11 protein-coding genes are annotated in these 12,960 nt (G+C 69.3%); 4 read left to right on the forward strand and 7 right to left on the reverse strand.

What is annotated here, in order from left to right; all coding sequences use genetic code 11:
* Positions 1 to 45: 45 nt before the first annotated feature.
* A complete protein-coding gene (locus J2X21_RS10660) occupies positions 46 to 1,758 on the reverse strand; it encodes a phospholipase D-like domain-containing protein (RefSeq protein ID WP_310328234.1) in 1,713 nt (570 codons plus the stop codon).
* A gap of 227 nt (positions 1,759 to 1,985) precedes the next feature.
* Between J2X21_RS10660 and J2X21_RS10665 the strand changes: the two genes are divergently transcribed.
* A complete protein-coding gene (locus J2X21_RS10665; protein WP_310328237.1) occupies positions 1,986 to 2,399 on the forward strand; it encodes a VOC family protein in 414 nt (137 codons plus the stop codon).
* A 46-nt stretch (positions 2,400 to 2,445) separates the two neighbouring features.
* Complete coding sequence (locus J2X21_RS10670; protein ID WP_310328240.1) at positions 2,446 to 2,790, forward strand: nuclear transport factor 2 family protein; 345 nt, start codon at positions 2,446 to 2,448, stop codon at positions 2,788 to 2,790.
* A 20-nt stretch (positions 2,791 to 2,810) separates the two neighbouring features.
* Here J2X21_RS10670 and J2X21_RS10675 read toward each other — a convergent pair whose 3' ends face one another.
* Genes J2X21_RS10675 through J2X21_RS10685 form a run of 3 tightly spaced genes read right to left on the reverse strand, consistent with a single transcriptional unit; the run spans position 2,811 to position 6,429 of the window.
* Positions 2,811 to 3,758 carry a 4-hydroxyproline epimerase gene (locus J2X21_RS10675; protein ID WP_310328351.1) on the reverse strand — a complete coding sequence of 316 codons (948 nt, stop codon included), beginning with the start codon at positions 3,756 to 3,758 and terminating at the stop codon, positions 2,811 to 2,813.
* A complete protein-coding gene (locus J2X21_RS10680; protein ID WP_310328243.1) occupies positions 3,758 to 4,672 on the reverse strand; it encodes a dihydrodipicolinate synthase family protein in 915 nt (304 codons plus the stop codon). The genes J2X21_RS10675 and J2X21_RS10680 overlap by 1 nt, the downstream gene beginning before the upstream one ends.
* Before the next feature lie 38 nt (positions 4,673 to 4,710).
* Positions 4,711 to 6,429, reverse strand: coding sequence for a methyl-accepting chemotaxis protein (locus J2X21_RS10685; protein WP_310328245.1), 1,719 nt, complete (start codon positions 6,427 to 6,429; stop codon positions 4,711 to 4,713).
* 151 nt (positions 6,430 to 6,580) lie between these two features.
* Between J2X21_RS10685 and J2X21_RS10690 the strand changes: the two genes are divergently transcribed.
* Complete coding sequence (locus J2X21_RS10690; protein WP_310328248.1) at positions 6,581 to 7,156, forward strand: hypothetical protein; 576 nt, start codon at positions 6,581 to 6,583, stop codon at positions 7,154 to 7,156.
* A 31-nt stretch (positions 7,157 to 7,187) separates the two neighbouring features.
* Complete coding sequence (locus J2X21_RS10695) at positions 7,188 to 7,688, forward strand: 3'-5' exonuclease (protein ID WP_310328250.1); 501 nt, start codon at positions 7,188 to 7,190, stop codon at positions 7,686 to 7,688.
* Here J2X21_RS10695 and J2X21_RS10700 read toward each other — a convergent pair.
* From J2X21_RS10700 to J2X21_RS10710, 3 genes are all read right to left on the reverse strand, one after another.
* Entirely contained in the window at positions 7,685 to 10,303 is a 2,619-nt protein-coding gene (locus tag J2X21_RS10700) for a diguanylate cyclase domain-containing protein (RefSeq protein ID WP_310328252.1), read from the reverse strand. The two genes, J2X21_RS10695 and J2X21_RS10700, sit on opposite strands and share 4 nt — an antisense overlap.
* A gap of 48 nt (positions 10,304 to 10,351) precedes the next feature.
* Complete coding sequence (locus tag J2X21_RS10705; RefSeq protein ID WP_310328254.1) at positions 10,352 to 11,854, reverse strand: malonate--CoA ligase; 1,503 nt, start codon at positions 11,852 to 11,854, stop codon at positions 10,352 to 10,354.
* Between the two features lie 114 nt (positions 11,855 to 11,968).
* Complete coding sequence (locus tag J2X21_RS10710; protein ID WP_310328256.1) at positions 11,969 to 12,919, reverse strand: Bug family tripartite tricarboxylate transporter substrate binding protein; 951 nt, start codon at positions 12,917 to 12,919, stop codon at positions 11,969 to 11,971.
* Between the last annotated feature and the right edge of the window lie 41 nt (positions 12,920 to 12,960).

Here is a 12,960-nt window from a genome sequence, read left to right on the forward strand (position 1 = left end):
GTGCGCGGCGAGGCGGCCGTATGCCCCTTTCGAATCGCGCACTCGCTAGGCAAAGAGCTCGCGGTCGCGAATCTTCTGCGGGCGAGTGAAGTAGTCGTCGAACCACGTCTTTGCTCCAGCCTTGGCCGGAGGCGGCGCGAGCTGCAGCTTGGTTTTTGCGCCGGCCTGCGATTGCAGCACGCGGAAGTGGTAGTGGTCGAAGATGCGCACCGCTTCCACCATGTAGGACGTGGCCACGCGGCGATCGCGCACGAGCAACAGGTTCTCGCCATTCTGCAGATCGGCGGGGTTGGAGAAGTTGTACGACCCGAGGTAGACGCGGGCCGCAGGCGTGTCGAAGTCGACGACGACAAACTTGTGGTGAAGCCGTGTGCCGACGCCGCCTGACAGGCCGGACGGTTCGGCCTTGAACGGCTCGGGCAGATGGCCATCCAGCGCGGCCGGGTAGACGGGGTAGGCGTTGCCCCCCGGCGTCTCCAGCTTGATGCCCTCCACCTTGCGGTCGGCCATGCCGTAGGTGAAGACGGGGCTCTCGGTCACCTTCGTCACGGCTTCTCGGATCGAGCCTTTCGTTTGCGCCAGGAAGGCCAGCGAGTACAGCAGACTCGACTTCGCCGTGAGGACATCCTTGGCGATGTCGCCCAGCACGGAGTTGTCCTCACCATGCGGCGAGAAGGTGACCTTGGCGTCCACGCCGGCAATGCCCAGGGCTTGCCACGACGACGCCGAATCCGTCTTGCCGAAACCCGTCTTGCTGTCGTGGGCCAGGTAGTTCTCGAACGCCTTGCGGAAGACCTTCACCGGACCCGCGCCTCGGGCGATCAATGCGTTGTTGTTCTGGACGAAGAATCCGCGCCAGGTGTAGTTGGTCGAGCCGCAGACCACGGCCTTGACCTTGCCGGACACGACGATGGTCTTGTTGTGTTGCAGGTTGCTCATGTGGTGTCGCTTCACGACGGCACCGGCCTTCTTGAGGCGGTCCGCCGCGATCGACTCTCCGGAGTCCTCCTCGCCATGCTCCCCGCTGTCGTCAATGATGATGCGCAGCCGCTTGGCCAGCTTCCGCAGCCGGAGGTAGACCTCCCGCTCGCTGAGGTCGTAGGCGACGACATCGACCTTGGCGGTGGGGTCGGCGATGGCTTCGTCAAGCACTTCGAGGATGGCGTGACGAGCCTCGAAACCCATCCATGCCAATGCCTCCTCGGCTTCAGGGTGGCTGGGCTTGAAGTCCAGTCCGTCCTTGGACTTCAGGGGCAGCAGCGTCTTCACCCCATGTCCCTCCTTGACGTACCTGTCCACAAAGGCCTGTGACGACACAAAGCCTCGGGTGAAGGTGATGTTGAGCTTGCCGGGGTAGGTTTCACGGGCAAGCTGGATGGCGACCTCTTGCGGCTCGCCATAGCTGAGTCCACCGCTGGAATCCATGAATACCGGGCTGACCCGGTAGACGAAGTCGCCGGTCATTTCAGCGTTGCGCGGGAAGTGGACCCAGCGGAACTTCTGAATCGGCGAGAGCCGCGTCGACAGACGGTTCGGGTTGACCGAGCCGTCCATGGCAGGGAAGGTGATGCGATTCTTCAGGGAGAAGAACTTGCTGCCGCCCGGCTCCTTGTACTCGATGGCGAAGCCGACGAAGTCACGTGGCGGCTTCCCCTGCTTCCAGTTCATGGCCAGCAGCGCCATGCCCTCGCCGCGGTGAACCTTCAATGTGAAGAGTGCGTTGGCATTGCTGCCTTCGACCTGGAATCCGTTGGCCATGTGATCCTCCCTGGACTTGCGCATGCGGCCCGCGGCCGCCACCTTCAAGGCTCGCGAGAGTCGGTGCGCGGCTGCGAGTGCGCATCCCCAAAGTTGAGGGTGCTGACGCGATGTCTGCGAGCCGCGCGGCTGAGCGCGGTCCCGCCGGGTACAGGCAGGTTTCAGGCAGATCTGTCAGCATCCGGCTCCCGCAACCCGCCGCTTGCCCCGGCTTTCGAGGAGCCGCGATGCTGTTCAAGCGCATTGCCCATGTCTGCCTGCACGTGACCGACCTGCAGCGCTCGCTGTCGTACTACAAGAAGCTGGGCTTCACCGAGGTCTTCCACTTCACGCGCCAGGGGCGCGACTTCGGCCGCTACCTGCAGCTGGCGGACCAGTGTTACCTCGAGGTGTTCGAGGAGCCCGGGCGCGGCGCGGTGGTCAACAACGGCATCGTGCATTTCTGCCTGGAGACGGACGACCTTGACGGCCTGATGGCGCATCTCGACGTGCAGGACGTGGCGTACACGGCTCCCAAGCTGGGCGGGGACCACACCTGGCAGATCTGGTTGCAAGACCCCGACGGCAACAAGTTCGAGGTGCATGCCTACACCGACCGCAGCATGCAGATGCACGGCGGCACGATGGAGGCCGACTGGTGATGCGGCGCCGCAGCTGCTGGATGACCTGGAAGACAACGTCGCTGAAATGACTCAAGACAATCTGACCCTGATCCGCACCTACCTGGCCGCCTACGCCGCGCGTGACCTCGCAGCCGTCGAGCCGCTGTTCGCCGACGGCATCACGCTGCGCGACTGGAAGATCCGCGTGGCTGGCAAGGCCGCGGCGCTGGCCGAGACGCGCAAGAACTTCGAGGCCGTGCAGAGCCTGCGCATCGCCGTGCTGGCTGCCTACGAGCGCGAGGGCGGAGCGGCCGCGGAACTGGAGATCGTCGTCGACGGGCGCGACACCCTCTACGTCGTCGACGTGTTCGACATCGACGCCGACGGCCGCATCGCGGCCATACGCGCCTTTGTCGGCCGCGGCGATTAAGGCGCCGCCAGCGCTGCGCTTCAGCCCAAGCCCCAACCGAAGGGATCGGCCGGATCGATGATGAGCGAGGCCTCCGCGCTGATGAAGGCGCGGCCGCGGATGGTGGGAGTGATGCAGGCCCCGGAGCCGCCTTCGGTCACGTCGTACCAGGCCTCGAACACGCTGCCGATGACGCTGGCCTGGCGCCATACATGGCCCGGCGCGAGCTTGCCCGCCGCGGCCAGGCAGGCCAGCTTGGCGCTGGTGCCGGTGCCGCAGGGCGAGCGGTCGTACTGGCGGCCGGGGCACAGCACGAAGCTGCGCGAGTCGGCGATGGCGGCATCCGCCGGCGCGAACAGCTCGATGTGGTCGATGGGCGCGCCGTCGGCGCCGCGATGGCCTTGCGCGTGCAAGGCCTCGCCCAGCATCGCGGCGTAATCGGTCAGCGCGGCGACGCGCGTGGGGTCCACGATCTGGCCATGGTCGGCGCACAGGAAGTACCAGTTGCCGCCCCAGGCGATGTCGCCCGTGACCGTCTGCCCCGTGGGCAGGCGTACGGCCACATCGGCCGCCATCCGGTACGAGGCCACGTTGCGCACGCTGACCTTGCGGTCGTCATGCAGCGTCGCGACGACGTCGCCCACCGGCGTCTCGATGACGTGCCGGCCCGGCTTGATGCGACCCATGTGCGCCAGCGTCGCGACCAGGCCTATCGTGCCGTGGCCGCACATGCCCAGGTAGCCGGCGTTGTTGAAGAAGATGACGCCCGTCGCATGCGCCGGGTTCTGCGGCTCGCACAGCAGCGCGCCCACCAGCACGTCGCTGCCGCGCGGCTCCAGCAGCGTCGCGCAGCGGAAGCGGTCGTGCTCGCGCGCCAGCAGTTCGCGGCGCTGGGCCATGGTGCCCTTGCCCAGGTCGGGGAAGCCGCCGATGACCAGCCGCGTGGGCTCGCCGCCGGTGTGCGAATCGATGACGTGGACGCGGCGCATCATGGCTGCGACCGGCAGTGTTCGGGCCGCGTCGCCAGCGCGCGCGCCACCAGCGCCTGCACGTGCTCGCGCTCCGTGCCCACCAGCGGCAGCCGTGGCCGGCGCATGTGTTCGCTGCCCACGCCCACCAGCGCGTCGATGAGCTTGAGGTTCTGCACCAGCTTGGTCGATACGTCCAGGTGTAGCAGCGGTGTCATCCAGCGGTAGATCGCGCGCGCCTCGTCCCAGCGGCCGGCCTGCATCAGCTCGAACAGCGTGACCGTCTCGCGCGGGAAGGCGCAGCCCACGCCGGCCAGCAGCCCGTCGCAGCCCAGCGCCAGGCCCTCGAAGGCCAGGTCGTCCACGCCCATGAAGAGCTGGTAGCGGTCGCCCAGCAGGTTGCGCAGGTCAGTGATGCGCGTCACGTCGCCGCTGCTCTCCTTGATGGCGGCCACATGCTCGCAGTCGGCCAGCTCGGCGAAGTGCTCGGGCTTCAGGTCCACGCGGTAGGCCACCGGGTTGTTGTAGACCATCAGCGGCCGCTGCGCGGCGTTGGCGTAGCTGCGCACATTGGCCATGGCCTCGCGGGCGTCGGCCACGTAGATGACCGAGGGCATGACCATGTAGCCGGCCACGCCCAGCGCGTTGGCGCCTTCGATGAAACGCAGCGCCTCGCGCGTGCTTGGCTCGGACACCGTGGCCAGCACCGGCACGCGGCCGTTGGCGGCGTCCAGCGCGCAGCGCGCAACGGCCAGCTTCTCGTCCAGCGTCAGCGTGCTGGCTTCGCCTAGCGAGCCGCAGCAGACCACACCGTGGATGCCGTTGCGGATCTGGAAGTCGATGTGGCGCGCCGTGCCGGCGAAGTCGAGGCTTTCATCGGCATGGAACTTGGTCGTGGCGGCGGGGAAGACGCCACGCCAGGGGACGTTCTGCATCGCGGGGGCTCCGGGCATTGCGGGAGCCCCATGTTCGCTCAGAACGAGGTCCAGTCGTCGTCGGCCGCGGCGGCCGGTGCCGCAGGCGCGGCCACCGGCGCGAGCGGTGTCTTCAGAGCCGGGCGGGGCCTGGCCGGCGCAGCGGCCTTGGCCGTGACAGCCGGCTTGGGTTTGGCGGCGGCCTTGGGCGCGGGCCGCGGCGCGCTGGTGGCGTCGAGCTTGAAGGCCGACACCGTCTCCGCGAGCTGGGCCGCCTGGTGGCGCAGGCTTTCGGCAGCGGCGGCGCTTTCCTCCACCAGCGCGGCGTTCTGCTGCGTGACCTGGTCCAGCTGCGTGACCGCATCGCCGATCTGGCCTATGCCCTTGCTCTGCTCGCTGCTGGCCGCGCTGATCTCGCTGATCAGGTCGGCCACGCGGCGCACCTGGCCCACCACGTCGTTCATCGTGCGCCCGGCCTCGCCCACCAGCGTGTTGCCGGCCTCCACGCGCTCGACGCTGGCGCCGATCAGCGTCTTGATCTCGCGCGCCGCCTCGGCGGAGCGCTGCGCCAGCAGCCGCACCTCGCCGGCCACGACCGCGAAGCCGCGGCCCTGCTCGCCGGCCCGTGCGGCTTCCACCGCGGCGTTCAGGGCCAGGATGTTGGTCTGGAACGCGATGCCATCGATGGTGCCGATGATGTCGTTGATCTTCCTGGAGCTGGTGGTGATCTGCTCCATCGTGTCCACCATCTGGCCCATCACCTGGCCGCCGCTCTCGGCCACGCGGGCGGCGCTGTCGGCCAGCTGCGCGGCCTGGCGGGCGGTGTCGGTGTTGTGGTTCACGGTGGCGCTCAGCTCCTCCATGGACGCGGCCGTCTCCTGCAGGTTGCTGGCCTGCTGCTCGGTGCGCTGGCTCAGGTCGGCATTGCCCTGCGCGATCTGGCCGCTGGCCGTGGCCACGCTGTCGGCATTGCCGCGCACGGCACCCACGATGCCCACCAGCGCGTCGTTCATCTTCTGCAGCGCGCCCAGAAGCTGGCCGGCCTCGTCGCGACGGCTGGTGTCCAGGTGCAGGCGCAGGTCGCCGGCGGCCACGGTCTCGGCGGCCGTCACGGCCTGGCGTATCGGGCTGACCACCGAGCGCGTGATCAGCAGCGCCATTAACGCGCCTATGGCCAGCGCCGCGACGGCGGCGACGACGACGGCGATGGCCGCGAAGTCCACGGTGGAGTCGGTGGCCTTGGCGGAGTTGTGCATCAACTCCGTCTGGAAGGTGATGAGCGACTCCAGCGACTGGAAGTACTTGACCTGCAAGTCCTGCGTCTGCCCCAGCAGCAGGTCGCGCGCCGCGTCGTTCTCGCCCTTGTTCGCCATGTCGATGACCTGCCGCACCGAGCCGACGAACTGCCCGCGCGCCTGCGTGACCGTTGCGATCAGCTCGCGGCCCTTGGGTGCCTTGATGCTGGCGTCCAGCTTCTCGAACAGCGCGGCGTTGATCTTGGCCACGCGCTCCACCTCCGCCAGCTGCTTGCGCTTGCCTTCGGCGTCGGGCACCAGCAGCGAGTTGCGCACGGACTGGGCCGTGATGTTGACGTTGTCCTTGATGGATTCGAGCTGATGGACCTTGACCATGCGGTCATCCACCATCAACGTCAGCTCGTCGTTGATGCGTATCAACGCGGTGCGCGCATAGGCCGCCAACAGCACGCTGAACAGGATGGAGATCGCAAAGGCCAGGCCCAGCCTTTGACCGATGCGCATGTGGGTGAGCAAACTCATGCCGACGTCCCCTGGTGATGCGCGGCATGTCGCCGCTGCGGTTTGGCTATGCTGGCCGCCCTGTGCGGCAGTGCGAGTCTGTGCCCATCTGCGGATTCAGCGCAAGATGTGGCCGTGCACAAATGCCGCAATCGAGCGGCGGGAGTCAGGCATGAGCAAGGACCCATCCCTGGGCGACAAGGTGCTGGCGCTGGTGGTGCAGCCGCCGCCGGGCCAGTTCACGCCCAGTCCGCGGCCGGCGGACGCCGCCGCCCGCGCCATTGACAGCGCGGCGACCAAGGCCGCGCTGGCCGCCGGCACGCTGGCGCTGCCGCCGGGCCCGCTGGGCTGGGCCACCATCGCCCCCGAGATGCTGACGGTCTGGCACATCCAGCGCCAGCTGGTGTCCGACATCGCGGCGCTGTACGGCCGCAGCGCCGAGCTGGGGCCGGCGCAGATGATGTGGTGCCTGTTCCGCCACACGGCCGCGCAGGCGCTGCGCGACCTGGGCGTGCGGGTGGGTGAGCGCGTCATCGTTCGGCCGGCGGCGCAACTGCTGCTGCAGCGCGTGGCCTCGGCCGTGGGCATGCACATCGGCAAGCAGGCGGCCAGCCGGGCGCTGTCGCGCTGGGTGCCGGTGGTGGGTGCGGCCGGCGTGGGCGCCTATGCCTGGTGGGACACCCGCCAGGTCGGCCGGGCCGCGCTGCAGCTGTTCGAGCACGAGCAGGTCATCGACAACCCTGTGTAACGAGATGCATGCGGCCTGACAAACTAGCTGTATGCAGCAGCTGCCCACCATCCTCGACATCGAAGCCTCCGGCTTCGGCCGCGGCAGCTACCCCATCGAGATCGGCTTTGCGGGTACCGACGGCGGGCTGTTCTGCGCGCTGATCCGTCCCGAACCCGACTGGCAGCATTGGGACTGCGAGGCCGAGGGCCTGCATGGCATCAGCCGCGAGCTGCTGCAGCGCCACGGCCGCACGGCCGCCTGGATGGCCAGCGAGCTGAACGCGCGGCTGGCCGGCCAGGTCGTCTACTGCGACGGCTGGGCCATGGACTACCCCTGGCTGGCGCGGCTGTTCGACGCCGCCGGCCAGCGGCCGCGCTTCCGGCTGGACGACCTGCGCCGGCTGCTCAGCGAGGACGAGGCCCTGCGCTGGCGCGGCGTGACAGACGCCGTGCGCGAGCGCCAGCAGCTGACCCGCCACCGTGCCAGCAGCGATGCGCGCGTGCTGCAGCTGGCCCTTCAAGAAGTGAAGAGCGGCGTCGCGACCGCCTAGAGGCTGGAGCCCCGCCAGCGCCCGCGGCCGGCGCGCTTGGCTTCATAGAGGTTGGCATCGGCGGCGGCCACCAGATCCTCCAGCGTCGCGTCGCCGTTGTCTGCCACGCAGTAGCCGATGCTGACGCCCACATCGAGCGTCAGGTCGCCGATGTGGTACGGCGCGCCCACGGCCTGCACCAGCTTGTCGGCCACCGTGGCGGCATCGGCCGCCGTGTGCAGCTCGGGCAGCAGCACGCCGAATTCGTCGCCGCCCATGCGTGCCACCAGGTCGCCCGGGCGCAGTGCGTGCCGCAGCCGCAGCGCGATGGCCTTCAGCAGCGCGTCGCCGGTGGGGTGGCCGTGCTGGTCGTTGACCGGCTTGAAGCGGTCCAGGTCCAGATAGAGCAGGGCAGTGCGGCGCCCGGCGGCCAGCGTGCGGCGCGCGCCGTCCTCGAAGCCGGCGCGGTTCAGCAGCTGCGTCAGCGCGTCGGTCTGCGAGGCCAGCCGCAGGCGGTCCTGCTCGCGGCGCGCCTCGGTCACGTCCACCTCGATGGCGATGACGCCTTCGATGCCGCCGCTGTGCACGCGCAGCGGTGCGTATTGCACATCCAGCACGCGCGCGTCGCGGCTGTCGCCCGCGGCGAGGTCCACCTGGCAGGTCTCGCCGCGCAGCGCCGCGGCGATCAGCGGCTGCCGCGCGGCATGGTCCTGCGGGCCGAACAGCTCGGCCAGCGGCCGGCCCAGCCAGTCGGCCAGCTCGACGCCGCGCGCCTGCGCAAAGGCGGCGTTGAAGAACAGCACCCGGGCCTGGGTGTCGCCGACGATGAACTCCGCCCGCGCCGTGTGCGCGACGGCCAGCAGCATGGCTTCGCTGCGCTCGCGTTCGCGCTGCGCGACCAGCTGCTCGGTCAGGTCGCGCAGCAGCATGGAGATGGTCTCCACTCGGCCGCGCGGGTCGCGGTGGGCCAGCAGCAGGCAGTCCATGGGCACGCGGGCCGTGGCCAGCTGCATGGTCACGCGGCCCAGCCAGTGGCCGTCACGCAGCAGCGCCGGGCGCACGTCGCGCTCGTAGACGTCCATCTGCTCCGCCGAGAAATGGCTCGCGAGGTTGATGCCATCCAGCGGCGCTGCCGGCTGCAGACCCAGCAGGCGGCGCGCCGCCGGGTTCAGGTAGGTGACGTCGCCGCCCTCGCGGGCCTGGCCGATGAAGTCGGGCGTCATGTCGAAGATGGCGTTCAGCATGCGGCTGGCCTTCTCCTGCTCGCCGCGCTCGGTCACGTCTTCCACGGTGCCGGCCTGGCCGGCGGGGTGGCCGTCGACGAACACCGGCGCGGTGCGCACCTCGATCCAGCGCAGCCGGCCATCGTCCGCGCGGCGCAGCTGGCGCAGCATGTGCACCGGTTCGCCGGCCGCGACGTGGTGCTTCCAGCGCTGGATCAGCATGCCGCGCAGGTCGGGGTGCAACAGCGTGGTCCAACCCCAGTCCACGTCCTTGCGCTCCAGCCCGTGCACGCGCAGATAGGTGTCGTTGGCATAGACGATGCGGCCGCTCGCATCACAGCGGAACATGCCCAGCGGCATCGCGTTGCTGGTGGCCTGCAGCGTGGCCTCGCGCAGCCGCGCGTCGCGCTGCAGCAGCACCAGGCGGCGCCCCAGCAGGAACAGGCCCAGCGTGGCGGCGCTGGCGACGGCCAGCGCCAGGCTGCGCTGGCGGCGGTGATCGCCCAGCGCGGCGTCCTCGGTGTCGGACAGCATCAGCTTGATGCCGAACTCCGGCAGCGTCGTGAACGCGCCGATGCGCGGCAGGCCGTCCGACGCGCCGCCGCTGCTGGCGTAGAAGCCGTCGTGGCCCACCAGGCCCTTGCGCGCGTTGGGGAACTGTTCGAACAGGTTGCGCCCCACGAAGCCGGCCCGCTCGGGGCGGCGCGCCAGCGCCAGGCCGTCGCCGCGCAGCATCACCAGCGTCGCCTGCGGGCCGGTGGGCAGCGGGCCCTGCGCGGCCATGACGCCGGTCAGGTCGATCAAGGCCATGACCAGGTGGTAGTCGCCCAGCGGCCGCGCCAACGCCATCACCAGCGGCAGCCGCGTGTGTCCGTCGTCAGCACGACCGCCCAGTTGAAGCGGCGCGCCCAGCGTGATGCCTTCGGGTACAAGACCTGACACCTGCTCGAACACCGCGCTGCCGGCGATGCTGCCGTTATCTGGCTGGTCGCGCAGCGCATGCAGCCGCCCGGTGGGTGACACGAGCACCACGTCTACCAGCTGCCGCGAGCTCTTGCGCACGCCCTCCACCAGTTCGCGCAGCGACGCGTCGTCCAGCGCCTCGTCGCTGCGACGTGTCAGCAGCCACAGGTCCACCGTGCGCAAAGCCTGCTCGGCCTGGCGCAGCACCGGTTCCGTCTGCAGCGAGATGGCGCGCACACCCACGGCGAGCTGCAGGCGCTGCTCAGCCAGCAGCTCGCGCGGCCGCTCGACGACGACCCAGACGACGATGGCCCACAGCGTCAGCACCACCGAGCCGAAGGCCAGCACCGGCGCCAGCAGCAGCGCACGGTCACGCCAGCGCCGCCGGCGCACGAGCTGCGGCGGCTCGGGTTCGGGCTGCGGGGGCGCGGGCAGGACGGAATCCATCATCGCCGGGTCATTCTGCGATGCTCGGCGCCCGAGCGCGAGTAGGGGCTGCTACTTGTTGAACAGGCCGGCGTGTTGTTCACGCAAAAGCTTTTTTTGCACCTTGCCCATCGCGTTGCGCGGCAGCTCCGCCATGACGATGACGCGCTTGGGCACCTTGAAGCCGGCGATGCGGGTCTTCAGCGCGGCGATCACCGCCTCGGCGTCGAGACTGCCGGTGGCCGTGACGACGGCCACCACGGCCTCGCCGAAGTCCGGGTGCGGCACGCCGATGACGGCCGACTCGCCCACACCGGGCAGCTCGTTGATGAAGCCCTCCACCTCGGCCGGGTAGACGTTGAAGCCGCCGCTGATGATGAGGTCTTTGCTGCGGCCGATCAGTGTCAGGTAGCCGCGCGCGTCGACCCGGCCCACGTCGCCGGTCTTGAACCAGCCGTCGGCCGTGAACTCCTCGGCCGTCTTCTCCGGCATCTGCCAGTAGCCGCTGAACACGTTGGGACCGCGCACCTGTACATGGCCGATTTCGTCGGTGGCGCAGGCCTCGCCGTCGTCGCGCAGGATGCGCAGTCCCACGCCGGGCAGCGCCGGGCCCACGGTGCCGCCGACGCGCTCGCCGTCTTCGGCGCGGCAGGGGTTGGACGTCAGCATCAGCGTCTCGCTCATGCCGTAGCGCTCCAGGATCAGATGACCCGTGCGGGCCTGCCAGTCACGCCAGGTCTCGATGAGCAGCGGCGCCGAGCCGCTGATGAACAGGCGGATGTTGCGGGTGTCGAGCTGCTTCTCCTGCAGCAGCCGCACGTAGAGCGTGGGCACGCCCATGAAGACGGTGGCCTCGGGCAGCCGGCGCGCGACGGCCGCGGCGTCGAATTTGTTGAACCACAGCATCTTGCTGCCGTTCAGCAGCGCGCCGTGCGAGGCGACGAACAGGCCGTGTACGTGGAAGATGGGCAGCGCGTGCAGCAGCACGTCGCTGGGCTTCCAGTCCCAGAAATCTCTCAACGTCTTTGCGTTGCTCAGCAGGTTGCCGTGGCTGAGCATCGCGCCCTTGCTGCGCCCGGTCGTGCCGCTGGTGTAGAGGATGGCCGCCAGGTCGCTGGCTTCGCGGTGCGCCGGTTCGTGCACATCGCTCATCTGCGTGGCGCGGTCCAGCAGCGTGCCGCTGCGGTCGTCGTTCAGCGTGAACACCCAGCGCACGCCGCGCTGGAAGGCCAGCTTGCTGACCCAGCCGAAGTTCTTGCCGGCGCACACCACCACACCCGGCGCGGCGTCGGTGATGAAGTGCTCCAGTTCGCTGGCCTGGTAGGCCGGGTTCAGCGGCAGGTAGACGAAGCCGGCGCGCAGCACGGCCAGGTACAGGATCAACCCCTCGACGCTCTTGTCCGCATGCACCGCGACGCGGCTGCCCGCGGGCAGGTCCAGCCTGCCCAGCCAGTTGGCCAGCATCGCGCTGCCGCGCTCCAGGTCGCGCCAGGAATACAGCGCGCCATCGGCGTCGATGGCGGTGGCGTCGAGGTCGGCCGGAAAGCCGGCGCGCAGAGCAGCGAAGAGATTCATGTCAGTCGAAACGAATGCAGGAATGCAACCACAGAGGCGCAGAGACACAGAGAAATCCGCTCTCTGTGCTTTCTCCGTGCCTCTGTGGCTCTGTGGTTGCCTTTGGGGTTCACTTCAATCCATCTTGGCGCCAGACGCCTTGACCACGGCGGCCCAGCGCTTGATCTCGCTGCTGACGAACTGCCCGAACGCGTCGCCATAAAGGTTGGGCGTCTCGGCACCCAGGCCGTGCCAGATGTTGCGCAGCTCGTCCGTCGCGAACGCCTTGCGCAGCTCGGCCTGCATGGCGGTGATGGCCTCGCGCGGTGTGCCCTTGGGTGCCCACAGGCCGTACCAGGTGGACACCTCATAGCCCGGCACGCCGGCCTCGGCCGCGGTGGGCACATCCGGGAAGCCCACGGCACGCTTGGCGCCGGCCACGGCCAGTGCCTTGATGCGGCCGGCCTTGATGTGCTGGGCCGACGAACCCAGGCCGTCGAACATCAGGTCCACCTGGCCCGCGATCAGGTCGGACAGCGCCGGCCCCGCGCCGCGGTAGGGGATGTGGGTGATGAAGGTCTTGGTGTTGAGCTTGAACAGCTCGCCGGCCAGATGGTGCGAGGTGCCGTTGCCGGCCGACGCGTAGTTCAGCTTGCCGGGCTTGGCGCGCACGGTCGCCAGCAGCCCCTTCAGGTCGGCCACGGGGACTTGCGCCGGGTGCACGACGATGACCTGCGGCACGCTGGCCAGCAGCGCGACGGGGATGAAGTCGTCCTCCAGCCGGTAGTCCAGCTTGGGGTACATGGACGGTGCGATGGTGTGGTGCACCGCGCCCATAAAGAAGCCGTTGCCGTCGGGCGCCATCTTGGACGCCAGGCTGGCGCCCACGGTGCCGCCGGCGCCGCCCTTGTTGTCGATGAGCACCTGCCGGCCCATCTGCTTGGTCAGCATCGCGGTCAGCGGCCGCGCGAATGCGTCGGTGCCGCCGCCGGCCGGGAAGGGCACGATCCAGGTCTGGGGCTTGGTGCTCTGGGCCTGGACGATCCAGGGGCTCAGCAGGGCGGGCAGCAGGGTGCGGCGCTTCATGGGCTTGTCTCCTGACGGTGTCGTTGTGCGGACGATTATGG

The sequence above is a fragment of the Roseateles asaccharophilus genome, assembly GCF_031458115.1.
Classification (GTDB): Bacteria; Pseudomonadota; Gammaproteobacteria; order Burkholderiales; family Burkholderiaceae_C; genus Pelomonas; species Pelomonas asaccharophilus_A.

Excerpts from the sequence above, each read along its gene's own strand:
- J2X21_RS10670 (WP_310328240.1), top strand. The coding sequence starts at position 2,446 with ATGACTCAAGACAATCTGACCCTGATCCGCACCTACCTGGCCGCCTAC.
- J2X21_RS10665 (WP_310328237.1), top strand. The coding sequence starts at position 1,986 with ATGCTGTTCAAGCGCATTGCCCATGTCTGCCTGCACGTGACCGACCTG.
- J2X21_RS10710 (WP_310328256.1), bottom strand. The coding sequence starts at position 12,919 with ATGAAGCGCCGCACCCTGCTGCCCGCCCTGCTGAGCCCCTGGATCGTC.
- J2X21_RS10695 (WP_310328250.1), top strand. The coding sequence starts at position 7,188 with ATGCAGCAGCTGCCCACCATCCTCGACATCGAAGCCTCCGGCTTCGGC.
- J2X21_RS10705 (WP_310328254.1), bottom strand. The coding sequence starts at position 11,854 with ATGAATCTCTTCGCTGCTCTGCGCGCCGGCTTTCCGGCCGACCTCGAC.
- J2X21_RS10660 (WP_310328234.1), bottom strand. The coding sequence starts at position 1,758 with ATGGCCAACGGATTCCAGGTCGAAGGCAGCAATGCCAACGCACTCTTC.
- J2X21_RS10675 (WP_310328351.1), bottom strand. The coding sequence starts at position 3,758 with ATGCGCCGCGTCCACGTCATCGATTCGCACACCGGCGGCGAGCCCACG.
- J2X21_RS10680 (WP_310328243.1), bottom strand. The coding sequence starts at position 4,672 with ATGCAGAACGTCCCCTGGCGTGGCGTCTTCCCCGCCGCCACGACCAAG.
- J2X21_RS10700 (WP_310328252.1), bottom strand. The coding sequence starts at position 10,303 with ATGATGGATTCCGTCCTGCCCGCGCCCCCGCAGCCCGAACCCGAGCCG.
- J2X21_RS10690 (WP_310328248.1), top strand. The coding sequence starts at position 6,581 with ATGAGCAAGGACCCATCCCTGGGCGACAAGGTGCTGGCGCTGGTGGTG.
- J2X21_RS10685 (WP_310328245.1), bottom strand. The coding sequence starts at position 6,429 with ATGAGTTTGCTCACCCACATGCGCATCGGTCAAAGGCTGGGCCTGGCC.